The organism is Raineyella sp. LH-20 (assembly GCF_033110965.1).
Taxonomy (GTDB): domain Bacteria; phylum Actinomycetota; class Actinomycetes; order Propionibacteriales; family Propionibacteriaceae; genus Raineyella.
The window spans coordinates 2,491,145-2,510,164 of record NZ_CP137003.1; the positions used below are offsets into that span (position 1 = coordinate 2,491,145).

The 19,020-nt window shown below is 70.4% G+C and carries 17 protein-coding genes and 1 pseudogene; 13 read left to right on the forward strand and 5 right to left on the reverse strand.

Annotated features, from left to right (window positions below; genetic code table 11):
* The first annotated feature begins 58 nt into the window (after positions 1–58).
* Positions 59–1,054, forward strand: coding sequence for a DNA polymerase III subunit delta (gene holA, locus R0146_RS10920; RefSeq protein WP_317689586.1), 996 nt, complete (start codon positions 59–61; stop codon positions 1,052–1,054).
* On the opposite strand, the gene R0146_RS10925 is transcribed toward holA, so the two are convergent.
* Together R0146_RS10925 and rpsT are read right to left on the reverse strand one after the other, a co-directional pair.
* Positions 1,032–1,604 (reverse strand): rhomboid family intramembrane serine protease, encoded by a 573-nt coding sequence (locus R0146_RS10925; protein WP_317692385.1) that lies wholly within the window; start codon positions 1,602–1,604, stop codon positions 1,032–1,034. The genes holA and R0146_RS10925 overlap by 23 nt on opposite strands.
* Before the next feature lie 370 nt (positions 1,605–1,974).
* On the reverse strand, positions 1,975–2,241 hold the full coding sequence (gene rpsT / locus R0146_RS10930; protein WP_317689589.1) for a 30S ribosomal protein S20: 267 nt from the start codon (positions 2,239–2,241) through the stop codon (positions 1,975–1,977).
* Positions 2,242–2,502: 261 nt separating this feature from the next.
* Here rpsT and lepA point away from each other — a divergent pair, with 261 nt between their 5' ends.
* From lepA to R0146_RS10945, 3 genes are all read left to right on the forward strand, one after another.
* Positions 2,503–4,347: a translation elongation factor 4 gene (gene lepA / locus R0146_RS10935; protein WP_317689591.1), complete on the forward strand. Its 1,845-nt coding sequence runs from the start codon at positions 2,503–2,505 to the stop codon at positions 4,345–4,347.
* A gap of 458 nt (positions 4,348–4,805) precedes the next feature.
* The gene (locus R0146_RS10940; RefSeq protein ID WP_317689593.1) at positions 4,806–5,684 is read left to right on the forward strand and encodes a hypothetical protein; all 879 of its coding nucleotides are present in this window, start codon (positions 4,806–4,808) and stop codon (positions 5,682–5,684) included.
* A gap of 55 nt (positions 5,685–5,739) precedes the next feature.
* Positions 5,740–7,011, forward strand: a complete 1,272-nt coding sequence (locus R0146_RS10945) for a glycosyltransferase (protein WP_317689596.1) — start codon at positions 5,740–5,742, stop codon at positions 7,009–7,011.
* A 148-nt stretch (positions 7,012–7,159) separates the two neighbouring features.
* Here R0146_RS10945 and R0146_RS10950 read toward each other — a convergent pair whose 3' ends face one another.
* Positions 7,160–8,245, reverse strand: coding sequence for an inositol-3-phosphate synthase (locus tag R0146_RS10950; protein WP_317689599.1), 1,086 nt, complete (start codon positions 8,243–8,245; stop codon positions 7,160–7,162).
* A gap of 141 nt (positions 8,246–8,386) precedes the next feature.
* Here R0146_RS10950 and hemW point away from each other — a divergent pair, with 141 nt between their 5' ends.
* Complete coding sequence (hemW, locus tag R0146_RS10955; protein ID WP_317689601.1) at positions 8,387–9,616, forward strand: radical SAM family heme chaperone HemW; 1,230 nt, start codon at positions 8,387–8,389, stop codon at positions 9,614–9,616.
* Here hemW and R0146_RS10960 read toward each other — a convergent pair.
* Positions 9,566–10,240, reverse strand: a pseudogene (locus tag R0146_RS10960) (sensor histidine kinase); the annotation flags it as partial. The gene hemW and the pseudogene R0146_RS10960 sit on opposite strands and share 51 nt — an antisense overlap.
* A gap of 1,049 nt (positions 10,241–11,289) precedes the next feature.
* Here R0146_RS10960 and R0146_RS10965 point away from each other — a divergent pair.
* The 4 genes from R0146_RS10965 to R0146_RS10980 all read left to right on the forward strand — a co-directional run bounded on the left by R0146_RS10965 (position 11,290) and on the right by R0146_RS10980 (position 13,734).
* Positions 11,290–12,153 carry a DUF3097 domain-containing protein gene (locus tag R0146_RS10965; protein ID WP_411567200.1) on the forward strand — a complete coding sequence of 288 codons (864 nt, stop codon included), beginning with the start codon at positions 11,290–11,292 and terminating at the stop codon, positions 12,151–12,153.
* 143 nt (positions 12,154–12,296) lie between these two features.
* Complete coding sequence (locus R0146_RS10970) at positions 12,297–13,130, forward strand: inositol monophosphatase family protein (protein ID WP_317689605.1); 834 nt, start codon at positions 12,297–12,299, stop codon at positions 13,128–13,130.
* A 68-nt stretch (positions 13,131–13,198) separates the two neighbouring features.
* Entirely contained in the window at positions 13,199–13,465 is a 267-nt protein-coding gene (locus tag R0146_RS10975; RefSeq protein ID WP_317689607.1) for a type II toxin-antitoxin system Phd/YefM family antitoxin, read from the forward strand.
* The gene (locus R0146_RS10980; RefSeq protein ID WP_317689609.1) at positions 13,462–13,734 is read left to right on the forward strand and encodes a type II toxin-antitoxin system RelE family toxin; all 273 of its coding nucleotides are present in this window, start codon (positions 13,462–13,464) and stop codon (positions 13,732–13,734) included. The genes R0146_RS10975 and R0146_RS10980 overlap by 4 nt, the downstream gene beginning before the upstream one ends.
* A 22-nt stretch (positions 13,735–13,756) precedes the next feature.
* Here the strand turns inward: R0146_RS10980 and R0146_RS10985 are convergent, their stop codons facing one another.
* Positions 13,757–14,641, reverse strand: a complete 885-nt coding sequence (locus R0146_RS10985) for an MBL fold metallo-hydrolase (protein WP_317689611.1) — start codon at positions 14,639–14,641, stop codon at positions 13,757–13,759.
* Between the two features lie 72 nt (positions 14,642–14,713).
* On the opposite strand from R0146_RS10985, the gene hrcA reads away from it, so the two are divergent.
* The 4 genes from hrcA to tgt all read left to right on the forward strand — a co-directional run bounded on the left by hrcA (position 14,714) and on the right by tgt (position 18,975).
* Positions 14,714–15,721, forward strand: coding sequence for a heat-inducible transcriptional repressor HrcA (hrcA, locus tag R0146_RS10990; protein ID WP_317689613.1), 1,008 nt, complete (start codon positions 14,714–14,716; stop codon positions 15,719–15,721).
* Positions 15,722–15,734: 13 nt separating this feature from the next.
* Entirely contained in the window at positions 15,735–16,907 is a 1,173-nt protein-coding gene (dnaJ, locus tag R0146_RS10995) for a molecular chaperone DnaJ (protein WP_317689615.1), read from the forward strand.
* A gap of 9 nt (positions 16,908–16,916) precedes the next feature.
* Positions 16,917–17,660 carry a 16S rRNA (uracil(1498)-N(3))-methyltransferase gene (locus R0146_RS11000; protein WP_317689617.1) on the forward strand — a complete coding sequence of 248 codons (744 nt, stop codon included), beginning with the start codon at positions 16,917–16,919 and terminating at the stop codon, positions 17,658–17,660.
* A gap of 67 nt (positions 17,661–17,727) precedes the next feature.
* Positions 17,728–18,975: a tRNA guanosine(34) transglycosylase Tgt gene (gene tgt / locus R0146_RS11005; RefSeq protein ID WP_317692386.1), complete on the forward strand. Its 1,248-nt coding sequence runs from the start codon at positions 17,728–17,730 to the stop codon at positions 18,973–18,975.
* Positions 18,976–19,020 lie beyond the last annotated feature (45 nt).

The window sequence follows — 19,020 nt, forward strand, 5'->3', positions numbered from 1 at the left end:
CCGTCCGCCTGGGCCACGCCGGGGTGCGGGTGTCAGTGGAGGCTGCGATAGTGGGTGGGTGGCCACCACCAGACAGCTCCGCGTCGACGACCTGGGATCTCCGTACGGCACTGTCGTGCTGGTCCAGGGGCCGGAGGAGCTCTTGGCGGATCGTACGGTCGAGCAGGTCCTCACCGCCTGCCGGACGGAGGACCCGGGCGTGGAGGTCGCCCGCACCAGCGCCACCGGCCTCGAGGGTGGCGACCTGACCCAGATGATCTCCGGCTCACTGTTCGCGACCCACTCCGCCGTCGTGGTGGACGACCTGGCCGATGCATCGGACTCCCTGGGGCAGGCGTTGCTGGCGGCCGCCGCGCACCCGTCCCCTGACATCGCGTTGGTGCTCGTCCACCGCGGCGGCAACAAGGGCAAGGGCCTGGTCGACAAGCTGAAGAAGGCCAAGGTGGCGCACTTCCCGGTGGCGCCGCTGAAACCTCGGGAGTTGGTGGGCTTCGTCGAGCACGAGGCCCGTGGGCGGGGCGCCCGACTCGACCCGCAGGTGGCCCAGCAGCTCGTCGACACCGTCGGGACCGATCTGCGTTCCCTGGCCGGGGCGGTCGACCAGCTCGCCCAGGACGCCGAGGACGGGCTGATCCGTGAGGACCTGGTCCGGCGCTTCTTCCAGGGCCGGGCCGAGGTCAAGGGGTTCTCGATCGCCGACGCCGCCCTGGCCGGGCACACCATCCGCGCCCTGGAGGAGCTCCGCTGGGCGATGGCGTCAGGCACCCCACCGGTGCTGATCACCAGCGCGATGGCCTCGGGGGTCCGCGGCCTGGGGCTGCTGAGCGGCGTCCGCGGCCGCGGTAACGACAATGAGATCGCCGGCGACATCGGCGTGCCCCCCTGGAAGCTACGGATGATGCGCCAGCAGCTCCAGCGCTGGGACCAGCGACGGCTGGCCCGGGCGGTCCGGCTCGTCGCCCGCGCCGACGCCGACGTCAAGGGCGCGGCCGACGATGCGGCCTATGCCCTGGAGACGATGGTGCTGACGATCAGCCGACTCGCCGAGCGCTGATCTGCCGATCTGGCCGCCCGACGCCATGCGGCGCGCTGCGCCGGCCGATCACCGCGGCGGCGAGGATCCCGCCGACGACCCCACCGAGATGCGCCTGCCAGGAGACCCCGGAATCGGTCGGCAGCACGCCCCAGATCATCCCGCCGTACACCACGACGAGGCCCACGGCGATGAGGATCTGCCGCCAGTCCCGGGTCCACAGGCCACGGAGCACCAGGTAGGCGAACCAGCCGAAGATCAGCCCGCTCGCCCCGGCGATGTACGCACCCGCAGGGGTGAAGGCCCAGGCGAAGAGCCCGGACACGACGACGATGAGCAGGGTCGAGACCACCCATTGGACCCGGCCGGAGACGTAGACCAGCCAGCCGAGGACGAAGAACGGGACGGTGTTGGAGAGCAGGTGCTCCCAGCCGAAGTGCAGCAGCGGAGCGGTGAAGATGAACAGCAGCGCCTGCGGGTCGCGGGCGTGGATGGCGAAGATGTCCAGCAGGTTGCCGCTGAGCATGTCCACCGCCTCGAGCAGCCACAGCAGGACGACCCAGCCGAGCATGAATCGGGCCGCCGCCCACGCCGTGACCGGGCGTCGGGCGACCGTCGTCGGCGTACGGGGGACGGGCCACTGACCACCGGGCATACTCATGGGTCCAGTCTGCCCGTCGGGGTCAATGGGGGACATCCCGGAGGACGCCAGCGGGACGGGCGCGAGAGACGACGACACTGCGAGGCGGTCGGGGAGCAGGGACGACCCGCCGGACGAGTGGGTCGACAGAGCGGGCGAGTGCGGAGTGCGGGGGGACGACGAACAGCGCCCCGACCTCCGAGGATCGGGACACTGCGCGACGTCTGTCCGTCCGAGGGATCCACCGCGACGACAGGTCGTCGGAACGGGTGGATGCCGTCGGACCGAGACGGACCGCAGGTCAGGCAGCCAGCGAGGCGGCCTTCTTGGCGATCGACGACTTGCGGTTCGCCGCCTGGTTCTTGTGGATGACGCCCTTGGTCACGGCCTTGTCCAGCTGACGGAGGGCGACACGAGCGGCCTCCTGGGCCTTCTCGGTCTCGCCGGCCGCGACAGCCTCGCTGAAGCGACGGGTGTAGGTGCGCAGGGCGGACTTGACCGCCTTGTTGCGCTGACGAGCCTTCTCGTTCGTCTTGATGCGCTTCTGCTGGGACTTGATGTTTGCCACGGGGCAGGCCTCTGTACTCTCGGACGTTAGGGATCTGGGTGATGTGTGCCAGTTCCCCGGAACACAACGCAAGCAAGTACCTTACCAGCCGCCCGGGAATCCGCCAAAAGAGCGCGGCGGAGGGTCTGCCGCCGGCCGCGGTGCCCGGCTGCGGTGCGATGCCACGTGCGATGCCCGGTCCCGGGAGGGTGCCCGGGCGTCGGCACCGTGAGAGACTGGGGGTCGCCCCGTACGCCCTCGACCAGGAGAGTCCATCCCACCGTGACTGACAGTGTTCTCGAGCCCGGCCGGACCGACCCGTCCCTGCTGCGCAACTTCTCCATCATCGCGCACATCGACCACGGCAAGTCCACCCTCGCCGACCGGATGCTGCAGCTCACCAAGCTCGTCGACGAGCGCAGCATGCGGGCCCAGTACCTGGACCGGATGGACATCGAACGCGAGCGCGGCATCACCATCAAGTCCCAGGCGGTACGACTGCCGTGGAGCGTCGACGGACGGACGTACGCGCTGAACATGATCGACACCCCAGGCCACGTCGACTTCACCTACGAGGTGTCCCGGTCGTTGGAGGCCTGTGAGGGGGCGTTGCTGCTGGTCGACGCCGCCCAAGGCATCGAAGCGCAGACCCTGGCGAACCTCTACCTGGCGCTCAACGCCGACCTGGAGATCATCCCGGTCCTCAACAAGATCGACCTGCCCGGCGCCGAGCCGGACAAACATGCCGAGGAACTGTCCGGCATCATCGGCTGCGACCCCGACGACGTCCTGCGGGTCTCCGCCAAGACCGGCGTGGGCGTGCCCGAGCTGCTGGACCGGATCGTCGAGAAGGTCCCCGCCCCGACCGGCGCCGCGGACGGCCCGGCCCGGGCGCTGATCTTCGACTCCGTCTACGACGTCTACCGCGGCGTGGTGACGTACGTCCGGGTGGTCGACGGAGCGCTGCGGTCGCGCGAGAAGATCCAGATGATGTCCACCGGCGCCACCCACGAACTCCTCGAGATCGGCGTCATCGCGCCCGAGCCGACCAAGGGCACCGCTCTCGGCGTGGGTGAGGTCGGCTATCTGATCACCGGGGTGAAGGACGTCCGCCAGTCCCGGGTCGGCGACACGGTGACCTCGGCGGCCAAGCCGGCGACCGAGCCGCTGTCGGGCTACCAGCACCCCAACCCGATGGTCTACTCGGGTCTCTACCCGATCGACGCCTCCGACTACCCGGAGCTGCGCGAGGCCCTCGACAAGCTGCAACTCAACGACGCGGCGCTGGTCTACGAGCCGGAGACCTCCACCGCACTCGGCTTCGGCTTCCGGGTCGGCTTCCTCGGTCTGCTGCACATGGAGATCGTTCGCGAGCGGCTGGAACGCGAGTTCGGCCTCGACCTGATCTCGACCGCCCCGAACGTGGTCTACCGGGTGGAGATGGAGAGTGGCGAGGAGCGTACGGTCACCAATCCGTCGGAATACCCGACCGACGGCAAGATCGCCGCGGTGCACGAGCCGGTGGTCGACGCCACCATCCTGGCGCCGGCCGAGTTCATCGGCACCATCCTCGAGTTGTGCCAGACCAAGCGCGGTGTCCAGCAGGGGATGGACTACCTGTCCTCGGATCGGGTGGAGATCCGCTACACCCTGCCGCTGGCCGAGATCGTCTTCGACTTCTTCGATCAGTTGAAGTCGCGGACCAAGGGCTATGCCTCACTGGACTACCACGAGTCGGGGGAGCAGGAGGCCGACCTGGTGAAGGTCGATATCCTCCTCCAGGGCGAGCCGGTCGACGCGTTCTCGGCGATCGTGCACCGCGACAACGCGTACGCGTACGGCACGATGATGGCTTCCAAGCTCAAGGAACTCATCCCGCGTCAGCAGTTCGAGGTGCCGATCCAGGCCGCGATCGGCGCTCGCGTGATCGCGCGGGAGACCATCCGCGCGATGCGTAAGGACGTCCTCGCCAAGTGCTACGGCGGCGACATCAGCCGCAAGCGCAAGCTGCTGGAGAAGCAGAAGGAGGGCAAGAAGCGGATGAAGACCATCGGTCGGGTCGAGGTGCCGCAGGAAGCCTTCGTCGCGGCGCTCTCCACCACCGAGGCCGAGAAGAAGGACAAGTAGCCCACCGCCCGGATGCCAGCCCCGGGGCTGGTCACAGCGACCGGGGTGGCGGCGGCGGTCGTCGCTGTGTTGGAGACCACTGAACGGCGTGCCATCCGGCTTCGTTCGGCCCGGCCGCCGTGGCAAGGTGGACGGACGGGGGCCAACGGCGGTCCGGACCTTCAGCAGCCCACCGCGTCGCCGACGGCGCGGGGCAGAGTGACACGGAGTGCATCATTTCCACGACGACCGGCCGAGGCAGCGACACCACGCACACCGACACCACGCGCACCGAGCACTCAGGTGATGAGCGCATACGTACGGTTCACGCGCGTACGGATCGTGCAGGAACGGATCGTGTCAGCGCGGTCGGCACCGGTCAGGGCGCCGACGGCGCGATCCCGGCTCCCGCCCCCTTCGGCGCCGCGCCCGCGTCCCCGGTCGGCGCCGGCCGGCGGCCGCGTACGGCCCGCTCTGCCGTGCCGGAACCGGAGACGGTGGTACGCCCGGCGCAGCCCGCGCCCGCCGGAGGCACCGGCAAGGAGAAGGACAAGGACGCCGGGTGGAACCGACCCAAGGTGACCAGCGTCCTCGCCGGTGCGGCGGCCGCCGCCACCTCCACCCTGATCGGCGGCCACCTCGGGGCGGCCGGGACGGTGATCGGGGCGGCGCTGGCCAGCATCATCACCACCCTGGCGCTCAACCTCTACGAGAACACCCTGCGCAGGGGCACCCACCGGGTGCGGAGCGCCTGGCGGCGGCGTCACCGCGACCTGGCCGACGGCACCCCGGACGCCGCCGGCGCGACAGGTGCCGCGACGGCCGGCGGCGACGAACGGCCGCCGTTCAGGATCAGCCGGCGGATGGTGGTCGTCAGTGGGCTGACCGCTCTTGCCGCCACCGTCCTCGGACTGGGCGTGATGATCGGGCTGGAGCACGGTTCGGCCACCCCGATCACCCCCGGCACCAGCAAGCTGGCCGGCACCGGCACGGCATCCCGGAACACCTCCACCGACACCTCGACCACCGGTCGGGACCGGCCAGGCGACACCACCGGATCCACCGGCACCGGCGAGGCCGCCTCGACGAGGCCCACGCCGTCGACGGTCGCCACCCCGTCCCGGCCCTCGGCGAGCAGTGGGACCGGCACCGGATCCTCCGGTAGCACCTCCGGCACGGGCATCACGGGGTCCGGCACCACCGGCGGTACCAGCGGCGGCACGGATTCCGGCACCGGGTCGGGCACCACGGGGTCGGGCTCGGGCACCTCCGGCGGCATCGGCGTCACCGGGACCGGCGGCACCACCGGCTCCGGATCCACAGGCTCCGGCAGCACCGGCTCGGGGACCGCGGGGTAGCACGCGTCAGGTCGTTCCGGGGCCGGAGCTTCGACCGCGGGTTAGCATGGCGACCATGCCCGGCCCGCCTCGACATGTGCACCTGCTCTCGATGCACACCTCGCCGCTGGCTCAGCCCGGGGTGGGTGATGCCGGCGGCATGAACGTGTACGTCGCCCATCTTGCCGCCGAGTTGGCGGCCGGCGGCATCCCGGTGACCCTGTGGGCGGCCAGGCTGAGCGAGACCGATCCGCCCCGACGCCGACTCGCCGACCGCCTCGAGGTGCGCCACGTCACGCTGCCCGGGCTCGCGGACCCCGACAAGAACCAGCTGCGCCACCACGTCGGCGCGTTCGCGGACGCGATCGTCGCGGGCGCCGGCGACGGGTCGGGGCAGGTCGTGCACGCCCACTACTGGCTGTCCGCGGTGGCCGGGGCCGCGGTGGCCGATCGGCTCGGGGTGCCGCTGGTGACGAGCCTGCACACCAGCGCCCTGGTGAAGAACCTGCACGCCTCGGTCGGCGAGACCCCCGAGCCCGACTTCCGGATCGCGGGGGAGCGCTACGTCGTCGGTGCCTCCGACGCCCTGGTGGTCAACACCCCCACCGAGGCGCGCCAACTGCACGAGCTCTATAGGGCGCCGGTCGAGAGCCTGCACGTGATCACCCCGGGCATCGACCCGCACATCCACCACCCGGCGCGCGAGGATCCCCGCGACGCCGTGGACGCTGCTGCGGCCGCCGACGCTCGGGTGGAGATCCTGATGGCCGCCCGGCTGCAACCGCTCAAGGGGCCCGAACTGCTGATCGAGGCGATCCGGCTGCTCGCCCCCGACCGGCTCCCGGTGCACCTGACGATCGTCGGCGACGGCGACCCCGACTACCTGGCCCACCTGCGCCGCCTGGTCGCCCGCTACGCGCTGGACGCGTCGATCAGCATCGTGCCGGCCGTGCCGGGCCCGCTGCTGGCGGACCGGATGCGGGCCGCGGACATCGTCGCCGTGCCGTCCTCCTCGGAGACCTTCGGCCTGGTCGCCCTGGAGGCCCAGGCCTGCGCCACCCCGGTCGTCGCCAGCCGCATCGACGGGCTCACCGATGCCGTCCGTGACCGTCGGACCGGGGTGTTGGTCGCGGACCGTACGCCTCGGGCCTGGGCCGACGCGCTCCGTGCGCTGGTCCTCGATCCCGCCCGGCGCCGCGCCCTCGGCAGGGCCGGGGCCGTCCGGGCCGCCGGGATGACCTGGGCGGTCACCGCCGAGCGGATCGCCACGGTCTACGCGTCGGTGCTCCGTCACGGTCACCACGCGGCCGTCCCGGTGTCGACCGCCGACGTCCCGGCCTGCTGCTGACCGCGCCGCCGACCGGTCGCACCTGGCTGACGCCCCCCTTACAGGGTCGCCCCCGTCGCCGGTGGGTGTGAGGGCTGGGACGCGACACGGCGGCCACCCGGGGACCCGGATGACCGCCGTGCGCCGTCGGACCGGCCGACGCGGTGGCTCAGTGCTCGCGCTCACCGCGGATGAACGCCTCGAGGTCCGCCCGGGCGATGTCATCGGCACGCTGCTCCGGCGGGGACTTCATCAGGTAGGCCGCGGCCGAGGTCAGCGGACCGCCGATGCCGCGGTCCAGACCGATCTTCGCGGCCCGGATGGCGTCGATGATGACGCCGGCGGAGTTGGGGGAGTCCCACACCTCGAGCTTGTACTCCAGGCTGATCGGCGCATTGCCGAAGCCGTGTCCCTCGAGCCGTACGAACGCGAACTTGCGGTCGTCCAGCCAGCCGACGTAGTCGGACGGGCCGATGTGGACGTCCTTCTCGGCGAACTCGTGCTCGACGTTCGAGGTGACCGCCTGAGTCTTGGAGATCTTCTTGGACTCCAGCCGGTCGCGCTCCAGCATGTTCTTGAAGTCCATGTTGCCGCCGACGTTCAGCTGGTACGTACGGTCGACGACGTAGCCACGCTGCTCGAACAGGTGCGCCAGCACCCGGTGGGTGATGGTGGCGCCCACCTGCGACTTGATGTCGTCGCCGATGATCGGCAGCCCGGCGTCGGCGAACTTCTGCGCCCACTCCGGGGTCCCGGCGATGAAGACGGGCAGGGCGTTGACGAAGGCACAGCCGGCGTCGATCGCGCACTGCGCGTAGAAGCGGTCGGCCTGCTCGGAGCCGACCGGCAGGTACGAGACCAGGACGTCGACCTCGGCGGCCTTCAGCGCGGCGACGACGTCGACCGGTGCGGCGTCCGACTCGGTGATGGTCTCGCGGTAGTACTTGCCGAGGCCGTCCAGGGTGTGGCCACGCTGCACGGTGACGCCGGTCGGCGGCACCTCGCAGATCCGCATGGTGTTGTTCTCGCTCGCGTCGATGGCGTCGGCCAGGTCGAGCCCGACCTTGGCGGCATCGACATCGAAGGCAGCGACGAACGTCACGTCGTTGACGTGGTAGTCGCCGAAGCAGACATGCATCAGGCCGGGGACGGTGTCGCTCGGGTCGGCGTCACGGTAGAAGCGCACGCCCTGGACCAGGGACGACGCACAGTTACCGACGCCCACGATGGCGACACGGATCGGGTGTTCGGACACGTTTCTCCTTGCTGTACGAGGCCCGCACCCGCACTCGGTCCCGGGCACGGTGGGCCCCGGTCGATAGGAAGCTCCGACAGTGGAGTATTCCATGCGCGGCGCGGGGCGGCAGAATGGTCCGGACGAGAGAGGAACACCCCGATGCCATCCACGCTGCCCGACGGCGATCCGGTGCCCGCGGACGGAACACTGCCGGTGTCCGCGCTCGCCGACCTGGCCCGGCGGCCGTTCGAGATCTACCTCCACGTGCCGTTCTGCACCACCCGGTGCGGCTACTGCGACTTCAACACCTACACCGCCGACCAGCTCGGCACCGCCCCGGGCGCCACCCGCGGGACGTACATGGACGCTGCCCTCACCGAGCTGGCGCTGGCCCGCCGGGTGCTCGGGCCCGACGCCCCGGCGGTGTCCACCGTCTTCGTCGGCGGCGGGACGCCCACCCTGCTGCCGGCCGGCGACCTGGTCCGCTTCCTCGACGGCGTACGTGACACCTTCGGACTCGCGGCGGGGGCCGAGGTCACCACCGAGGCCAACCCGGAGTCGATCGACGCCGAGGGGCTCGCCGAACTCGCCGAGGGCGGCTTCACCCGGATCTCCTTCGGCATGCAGTCCGCCGACGAGCAGGTGTTGCGGCTGCTGGATCGGGTGCACACGCCCGGCCGGGCCGCCGAGATGGTCGGGCTGGCCCGTGAGGCCGGCTTCCGGCACGTCTCACTCGACCTGATCTACGGCACGCCGGGGGAGAGCATCGACTCCTGGCGGCGCAGTCTGCGGACGGCGCTGGCCGCCGGCCCCGATCACCTGTCCGCGTACGCGCTGATCGTCGAGGAGGGCACCCGTTTCGCCGTCCGGGTGCGGCGCGGCGAGATCGCGATGACCGATGACGACGACCTGGCTGACAAGTATCTGGTCGCCGAGGAGGAACTGACCGCCGCCGGCCTGTCCTGGTACGAGGTGAGCAACTGGGCGCGGACCCCTGACGATCGCTGCCACCACAACCTCGGCTACTGGCGGGCCGCCGACTGGTGGGGGATCGGTCCGGGCGCGCACAGCCACATCGGCGGCGTACGGTTCTGGAACCGTAAGCACCCCGCGGCGTACGCCCGGGCGCTGGCCGAGGGACGTACGCCCGCGCAGGGCCGCGAGATCCTCACCGCCGAGCAGTGTCGGGTGGAGCGGGTGCTGCTCGAGCTGCGGCTGGCCGACGGACTGTCGCTCGAGGTGCTCACCGCGACCGAGGCCCGACGGGTGCCCGACCTGGTCGTCCGCGGGCTGGCCAATGTCCACGAGGCTGCCGGACAGGAGCAGCTTGTCCTCACCCTACGCGGACGCTTGCTGGCCGACGGGATCGTTCGCGACCTGTTGGATTGAGGGGTGCGCGGCGGATCGTCCATCAGCGGGCAGGGGACGTTCTCGGGTGATCGGCAGCGTGGCGTGGACGATCCAGGTGTCGTCGTGAGGCCCGACGTCGGCGGTGCCGCTCCAGGCGCGGGCGCGTTCGCAGATGCCCTGGATGCCCAGGTGCGCGGCGGGGGTCTGGGGGGCGGTCGCGCCCAGTCGAGAGACGACCTCGATGGTGACGGTGCTATCGCTTGTGGTGAGGCCGATGCTGCAGGGGGAGTTGCGTGGCGAGTAGCGGATGATGTTGGTCACCGACTCCTGCAGGATGCGCATGACGGCCAAGGAGAGGGCTCGGGGGACCGCGGTGGTGGAGTCGATCCGCGTGGTCGGGGTGCGTCCACTGTTGCGGAGTGCCTGGGCGAGGTCGCTGACCTCCGCGGCTAGGTCGAGTGGTGGACCCGGAAGGGCGCCGCGTGGGCCGATGGCGGATCGGAGTTGCACGAGGAGGCCGCCGAGGTCGTAGAGGCCGTCGGCGGCTTGGGTGGTGACGCGGTTCAATGCTTCGGCCAGTTGCTGGGGCGGGTCCGTGGGGAAGTAACCCACTGCGGTGTCGTGGATGGTGGTGAGTCGGTGGGAGAGGATGTCGTGGAGGTCGCGGCTAAGGGTGGATCCTTCTTCTTCGGCGGTGGCGCGTGCTCGCCGTTCTTCATCTTCAACCCTTACTTATGTCAAAGAGACAAACCCGGATTCGATCGGTACGGGCTGTTGGCAGGGGCGCGGTTATAATACGAGCGGCGTGGAGGTCTGGAACGGGATGGGGTGTGGTGACGGCGCCTACACGGTTCACTGGGGGAACGTGATGTCTGTTCCTTCTGTGAAGGTCTCGGCCGTCGGTGTGGTTGGGTTTTCTGGTTCGTTCAGGCACTGATCTGTTCCTGTCGAATATTTCGACAGGATGGTCTCCTGGGCGCCGGGGGTGCGGGCGCATCCTCGGCACCCTTCCAGGGTCGGATTGGCGGTGGAGGGAAGAATGGGGTGGCGACGTTTCGTTACTTTCGGTGGGATTCTGTTGATCCTTAGTGTTGTGATGATGTGGTTGTCCGTTGTGGCCGCGGGCACGCAGTCTCCGCCGCTGATCTACCCCTTCTGGGTGAGTACTGTCGCCACTTGGAGTGTGCCGCTGGCGCTCGCCATAGGAAATATGCTTCTCGGTATTGGGATCATCCTCGGCGGGGTGTCCAGGGCCGGATGGTCAAGGCGGTCGGTGGTGGTCGGCGTCGCTCTACTGGTGGCATACATCCCCCTTATGCGTTTGGTCAGTTCTGTTAGTCTGGCTGCTGCCTTGCCACTGTGGCTCGTGGTGGCGGGCCGGCTCGCGGCCTCGTTTGCACTTGCCAGTGGCACGACACTGCTCGCCGTGGGAATCGTGTTGGCGCGACTCCATCGGACTTGATAGCCGCGCGGGCAGAGACTAAGTGCGGGGGCCGAGCGCGTTCTGCAATCCGCTCGACCCCACTTATGCGGACCAGGGTCGCGGGCGCGACATCACCTGGGCGGCCGTTCCCGGTGATGTCCCGACGCCGACGCCGCCGGCAGACGTCCTTGTCCTAAGGATGATTCGGGGCGACTGAGTCTGTGCCGGGATAGCCTTTCGGCGACAACCGGGTGTCGACCGCCACAGCCGTCGGACACGGGCATAGCCTCTGACCATGCCCACGAGCAGATACCCCACCGACGTGCTGGCCGCCGGAGCCCAGCGGAGCCGGCGGACGACGCCCTCCCGTGACGAGGTGGTGCGGTCCGGGCTGGTGATCGAGGATCCCGCCAGCGGTTTCTGCGGCGCCGTGGTGCGCTGGGAGAACGGTCTGGTGGTCCTGGAGGACCGCAAGGGCCGCCGTCGCTCGTTCCCGGTCGGCCCGGGCTTCCTGCTCGAGGGTGAGCCGGTGACCCTGAAGTTGCCGCGGCGCACCGGCGCCCGGCCCACCCACACCCGTTCCGGCTCACGGGTCGGCCCGACGGAGTCCGCCAAGGTCGCGTTGCCCAGCCGGATCTACGTCGAGGGCCGCCACGACGCCGAGCTGGTCGAGAAGGTCTGGGGCGACGACCTGCGCCACGTCGGCGTCGTCGTCGAGTACATGGGCGGCATGGACGACCTGCCGGCCATCGTCACCGAGTTCGCACCCGGCAAGGGCCACCGGCTGGGCGTGCTGGTCGACCACTTGGTGCCCGGCACCAAGGAGTCGCGGATCGTCGAGCAGGTCGCTGCCGGCCCGTGGGGCGACTACGTGTTCGTCACCGGCCACCGCTACATCGATATCTGGGAGGCGGTGAAACCCTCCCGACTGGGGATCAAGGAGTGGCCGCGGATCCCGCGCGGCACCGACTGGAAGCACGGGGTGTGTGCCGCGATGGGCTGGCCGCACAAGGACCAGGCCGACATCGCCCGGGCCTGGCAGCTGATCCTGTCCCGGGTCGGCAACTGGAACGATCTCGACCCCGGCCTGCTCCGCGAGGTCGAGCGGCTGATCGACTTCGTCACCCAGGACCACCTCGACACGGAGAGCTGACCAGCTGGCGCGGTGGATCGCCCCGCCGCGGCGGCCGGGTCGCGGCTGCGGCTGCGGCTGCCGGCAGTGGGCGGCTGCCGGCGGCAGTGGCTACCGCGATGGGCTGCTGTCCCGGCCGGCGTGCCGTGTGAAAGGGTGGAGGCATGGTGGCACCCCGCGAGCTCTCCACAGACCAGATCCTCGAGATCATCCAGCAGGTCGCCGACGAGGTGATCCGTCCCCGGTTCCGCGCCCTCAGCAGCGACGAGATCGCCGAGAAGGGGCCGGGTGACCTGGTCACCGTCGCCGACCGGGAGTCGGAGCTGCGACTGACCGAGATCCTGTCCCACGCCTACCCGGACGCCCTGATCATCGGCGAGGAGGCCACCGCCGCCAACCCGGGCCTGCCGCCGCACCTGCTGGGCGCTGCCCACGGCTTCACCATCGATCCGGTCGACGGCACCAAGAACTTCGTCGCCGGCAAGGAGGACTACGCCGTGATGATCGGCGAGGTCCGCAACGGCCGCACGGTCCGTGCCTGGATCTGGCAGCCGGAGTACGCCACCGCCTACGTCGCCGTCCGCGGCGAGGGGGTCACCCGCAACGGCGAGCAGATCACTCGCGGGCTCCCCACCGTGGACCCGGCCGGCTGGCGCGGCCGTTCGGCCCGAGTGGTGATCCAGGAACGTACGGCCGACGCCGCCCTGCCGCAGATCACCACCAGTGCGTTGTGCTGCGGCGTCGACTACCCCAAGCTCGTCGCCGGCGAGACCGACTTCATCGTCTACGGCCGCCCCCGCCCGTGGGACCACGTCCCCGGCCTGCTGATGGTCGAGGAGATCGGCGGCACCGCGCTGCTCACCGACGGTTCGGCGTACGTCCCCGGGGTGGACGGCTTCGGGATGGTCGTCGGCGCCACCGAGCCGCTCGCCGCCTCGGTGCGCACCGCACTCGGCGGGCGCCTCGGCACCCGGCCGACCCCCGTCCAGGCGGAGTGAGACGCTCTCCGCCGATCCCGCTGTCATGACGCTTTTGTACATTTCAGCGATCTACGTACGCTGGGCCCATGACGGAGATGACCGTGAGCGAGGCTCGGGCGCGCCTGGCCGACGTTGTGGACGAGGCTCGTGTCGCGCATGACCCGGTGTTCCTGACCAGGCGCGGCCGGCGGGTCGCCGCTGTCATCGACGCCGAGCAGCTGGAGCAGCTGCTGGAAGACGCTGAGGATCTGGCTGATATTCAGGCATCCGCTGAAGCTCGCGCTGAGATGGTCGACACCGGCGAGGCGGCGATCCCGTGGGATCAGGTCAAGGCCGACCTCGGGTTGGTGTGACAGCACCGATGTATCGGATCGAGGTCGCGCCGGCCGCTGCGCGTCAGCTCCGCAAGCTCGACCAGGTGGCTCGACGCCGCGTTCAGGCCGCGATCGAGCTGCTTGCCGGCGATCCCCGCCCGCCCGGCGCCAAGACGCTCGTGGGCGGTGAGGGGGAGTGGCGCGTCCGTACCGGCGACCACCGCATCGTCTACGAGATCCACGACCAGGTGCTCGTCGTTCTGGTCCTCGCGGTCGGCCACCGCCGGGAGGTCTACCGTCACCGGTGATCCGACGTCGGGCCCGCGCAGCTCAGTCCTCCCGGACGTCCTTACGGATGATCGGCAACTGGTCACGCGGGGCGAATCCTCGGGAGGCCAGCAGGTCGTACGCGGCGCGGACGCCCGGCGCGATCCGTTCCCACGGGAATGGCCAGTCGCCGCGCTGCTCGGCGTCCTCGTAGCGGACCCCGTCGGAGACCAGGTTGGTCACCTCGCCGAGGATCGAGGCGATCCAGCCGCGCTGCAGCGTGACGTCGGCCATCGTCATCGGCACGCCGTGCCCTGGGTAGGCCAGCCAGTCCGGCCGCAGCATCAGCCCGATCAAGTGGTCCAGGGCACCCGGCCACCGCTCCGGGTCGGCATCGGCACCGACCTGCGGGCCCGCAGGCTCGACGATGTCGCCGGCGAACACCAACCGAGCGTCCGCCACCACGGCGATGACGTCGTGGTCGGTGTGCGCTCGTCCGACCGAGATCAGCTCCACCACCCGGTCCCCGAGGCTCACCGCCCGGACCACCCCGAAGGTCCGGTTCGGCGCCGGCAGGTCCACGGCGGTCACCCCGTACGGTGCCAGGTCGGCCAGCAGTGCGGGGTCGGCGAGATGACCGCCCAGCTGTTCGTGGGCGAAGATCGGCAGGTCGCGGAACGCGGCCAGACCGCCGACATGGTCGTAGTGGGCGTGGGTGAGGGCGACCGCGATCACCGGCACGCCGGCCACCTCCGCGGCGGTGCGCCGGATCTGCGCGCCCTGGGCCGGAGTGCTGCCGGTGTCGATGACCAGGGCGCCGGCCGAGCCGGCCACCAGGCCGATGGTGACCGCCTCCGGATCGGCGACGGCGCGCCAGGTGCGATCGCCGATCGCTTCCCAGGGGCCGAGGGCGGCGGAGGGAACGGCGGGGGACGGTCCAAGGCTCATGGCGCTAGACTGGCACTCGGAGTGGCGGAGTGCCAATACCGCTGCGAGGCACCAGTTGGGTGAGGAGGGGACATGCTCGACGACCGCAAGCTGACCGTGCTGCGCGCCATCGTCACCGACTATGTCTCCAGCCAGGAGCCGGTCGGATCGAAGGCGCTGGTCGAGCGCTACCGACTGGGCGTCTCGCCCGCCACGGTCCGCAACGACATGGCCGTCCTGGAGGACGAGGGCTACATCGCCCAGCCGCACACCAGCGCCGGCCGGATCCCGACCGACAAGGGATATCGGCTGTTCGTCGACCAGATCGGCGAGATCAAGCCGCTGTCGGTCGCCGAACGACGGGCGATCGAGACGTTCATGTCCGGTGCGATCGACATGGACGACGTCGTCGCCCGGACCGTACGGCTGCTGGCCCGGCTCACCCACCAGGTCGCGATCGTCCAGTATCCGGTGGTGTCCTCCACCGTGGTCCGCCACGTTGACCTGATCCGGCTCAGTGGCGACGACCTGATGCTGATCGCGGTGACGTCGAACGGCCGGGTCGAGCAGCACACCCTGGCGCTGAGCGTGGACGAGCCCCTGCTCGCCGAGATCCGTACGAAGCTGGCGGCCGCCGTCGTCGACCGCTCGACCCAGCGGGCCATCGAGGCGCTGGGGACGGTCGACGAGGAGTTCCGCCCGGAGGATCGGCCGGCGGCCCGGGTCGCCGTCTCCACCCTGCTGGAGCTGCTCGGCACTCCGCCGAGCACCCGGGTGGTGGTCGGCGGGGTGCCCAATCTGGCCCGGTTCGCCAGCGAGTTCGAGTCGACCGTCGGCCCGGTGCTGGAGGCGCTTGAGGAGCAGGTGGTGCTGCTCAAGTTGCTCGGCGAGGCCGCGACCTCCGACGATGTGCTGGTCCGGATCGGGGAGGAGAACCCCTACCAGGGTCTGCAGTCCACCTCGATGGTGGCCAGCGCCTACGGCAGCCAGCAGGATGTCTGGGCAACCCTCGGTATTGTCGGACCGACCCGGATGGACTATCCGTCGATGATGGCGTCGGTGCGAGCTGTCGCACGCTACGTGGGCCGTTTCCTGGCCTGAGGATGACGAGGATATGAGCAAGGACTACTACGAGATCCTGGGCGTGGGCCGGGACGCCGACGCGGAGGCGATCAAGAAGGCCTACCGCAAGCGCGCCATGAAGGTGCACCCCGATGTCGCCCAGACCGACGACGCCGCCGAACAGTTCAAGGAACTGAACGAGGCGTACGAGGTGCTGAAGGACCCGCAGAAGCGGGCCGTGTACGACCGCGGTGGGGACCCGATGGGCCACGGCGGGATGGGCGGCGGCTTCGGCGGGATGGGCGGCTTCGGCGGTGCCGGCGGCTTCGACTTCACCGACCTGATCGGGTCGATGTTCGGCCAGGCCACCTCGCGCGGTCCGCGGTCCCGGGTCCGCAAGGGCCAGGACGCGCTGGTCGGGATGGGTCTCACCCTCGCCGAGGCGGCGTTCGGCGCCACCAAGCCGCTCCAGGTCGACACTGCGGTGCTCTGCTCGCGGTGCAGCGGCTCCGGCTCGGCCGAGGGCAACGCCCCGGTCACCTGCCGCACCTGTCACGGCAGCGGCGAGATCACCCAGGTGCAGCGCTCCTTCCTGGGTGACATCCGCACCTCCTCGCCCTGCCCGACCTGCCGTGGCTACGGCACCGTGATCCCCGATCCGTGCCCGGAGTGCTCCGGTGAGGGGCGGGTCCGCACCACCCGTACGCTCAACGTGAAGGTGCCCGCCGGGGTGGACACCGGCAACCGGATCCACCTGGCGGCCCAGGGCGAGGTCGGCCCCGGCGGCGGCCCGGCCGGCGACCTCTACGTCGAGCTGCAGGTCGCGCCGCACGAGAACTTCGTCCGCAAGGGCGCCGACCTGGAGACCGTCGTCCGGGTCCCGATGACCGCCGCCGCGCTGGGCACCTCGGTGAAGGTGCCCACCCTGGACGCCGAGGTGGAGGGTGCCTCCCCGGAGGAGTCGCTGGTCGACGTCGAGATCCCGGCCGGCACCCAGTCCGGCACCCGGGTCACCGTCCGCGGCAAGGGCGTGCCGAAGCTACGGTCCAACGGACGCGGCGACCTGGGCGTCACCTTCCTGGTGCAGACCCCGACCAAGCTGGACCCCGAACAGCGCGAGCTGCTGCACCAGCTGGCCGATCTCCGCGGCGAGCACGAGGTCAAGCTCGGCCACGCCAAGGAGAAGGGCTTCTTCGGCAAGCTGCGTGACGCCTTCGAGGGCTGAGGTCCACCGGTGACCGATCCCGTCTTCCTGCACGAGTTCGCCGCCTCTCCCGCCCTCGGTGACGTCGTCACCCTGGCGGGGGAGGAGGGCCATCACGCGGCCGCGGTCCGCCGGGTCAAGGTCGGTGAGACCGTCGTGCTCTCCGACGGCGCCGGCCGCGGGATCCGCGGCGAGGTGGCGGCGGTCGCCAAGAAGAGCATCGACGTACGGGTCGACGCGCTGCTGAACGCCCCGCGTCCGGCGGTCCGCTGGGTCGTCGCCCAGGCCCTCGCCAAGGGCGGCCACGACGAGCAGGCGATCGACATGATGACCCAGGCCGGAGTGGCCGAGGTCGTGCCGTGGCAGTCCGCGCGCGCCATCGTCCGGTGGGCCGGCGACCGGGCGGTCAAGGGCGCGGAGAAGTGGCGGCGTACGGTCCGCGAGGCGGCCAAGCAGTCCCGCCGGCTGTGGGTGCCCGAGGTGCACGAGGTGGTCGACACCGCCGGCCTGGCGATGCTGGTCGGCACCGTCGACGCGGCGTACGTGCTGCACGAGTCGGCCGACCGGTGGCTGGCCTCCCTGGACCTGCCGCGCACCGGCAGCGTGCTGCTGGTCGTCGGCCCCGAGGGCGGCATCGCCCCCGACGAACTGGACGCCCTGGTGGCGGCCGGCGCGGTGCCGGTGTTGGTCAACGACGGTGTGCTGCGCAGTTCGAGCGCCGGCATCGTCGGACTGGCTCAGGCGCAGGCGATGGTGGCCCGGGCGAACGGCTGACCCGCCCGGATATCATGAGGCGGCTGCACCTGCCGCCGTTCACGTCCGGGGAGGAATCCTGACCAGTCTGCCTGCCGATCCTTCGGCGTTCGGTTTCCGTCGCGAGGCCGAGCTGGACAACGGACGGGGACGTACGGGGGTGATCTCGACCCCGCACGGCGAGATCCGCACCCCGGCGTTCGTCGCGGTCGGGACGAAGGCCACCGTCAAGTCCGTCACCCCCGGCCAGGTGGAACAGCTCGGGGCGCAGGCTGTGCTCGCCAACGCCTACCACCTCTATCTCCAGCCGGGCGCCGACATCGTCGACGAGGCGGGCGGTCTGGGCAGCTTCATGAACTGGCCGGGGCCGACCTTCACCGACTCGGGCGGCTTCCAGGTGATGAGCCTGGGCGCCGGATTCAAGAAGGTCCTGGCGATGGACACCACCGGCCTGCAGAACGACGACGTGATCGCCGACGGCAAGACCCGGCGCGCCTTCGTCGACGAGGACGGCGTGACGTTCTTCTCCCACCTCAACGGCGACCAATTGCGCTTCACCCCCGAGGTGTCGATGCAGATCCAGCACCGGCTGGGCGCCGACATCATGTTCGCCTTCGATGAACTGACCACGCTGATGAACACCCGGGAGTATCAGGTGGGGTCGGTGGAGCGGACCCGTCGCTGGGCGCAGCGATGCCTGGTCGAGCACCGGCAGTTGACCGCGGAGCGGGTCGGCAAGCCCTATCAGGCGCTGTTCGGGGTGGTGCAGGGCGCCCAGTACGAGGACCTGCGCCGGTCTGCCGCGCGGGGCCTGGCCGAGATGGCGGTCGACGGGCGGGGATTCGACGGGTACGGGATCGGGGGTGCGCTGGAGAAGGCGAACCTCGGCACCATCGTCGGCTGGGTCAGCGACGAACTGCCCGCCGACAAGCCGCGGCACCTGCTGGGCATCTCCGAGCCGGACGACTTCTTCACCGCGATCGAGAACGGCGCGGACACCTTCGACTGCGTCCAGCCGTCACGGGTGGCGCGCAACGCGGCCCTCTACACCCGCGACGGCCGGTTCAACATCACCCGGGCGGAGAATCGGCGCGACTTCGGACCGATCGACCCGGACTGCGACTGCTACACCTGCACCCACTACTCGCGGGCGTATCTGCACCACCTGTTCAAGGCCAAGGAGATGCTCTCGGCGACCTTGGCGACGATCCACAACGAGCGGTTCACCGTACGCCTCGTCGACGACATCCGTACGTCCCTCGAGGAGGGCCGCTTCGCCGAGTTCCGCGACGAGGTGCTCGGCCGGTTCTACCCGAAGCGCCACCGGCACCACTGACGACCGCACGGTTCGAGAGCACGGACGGACAGCACGGTCGAACGG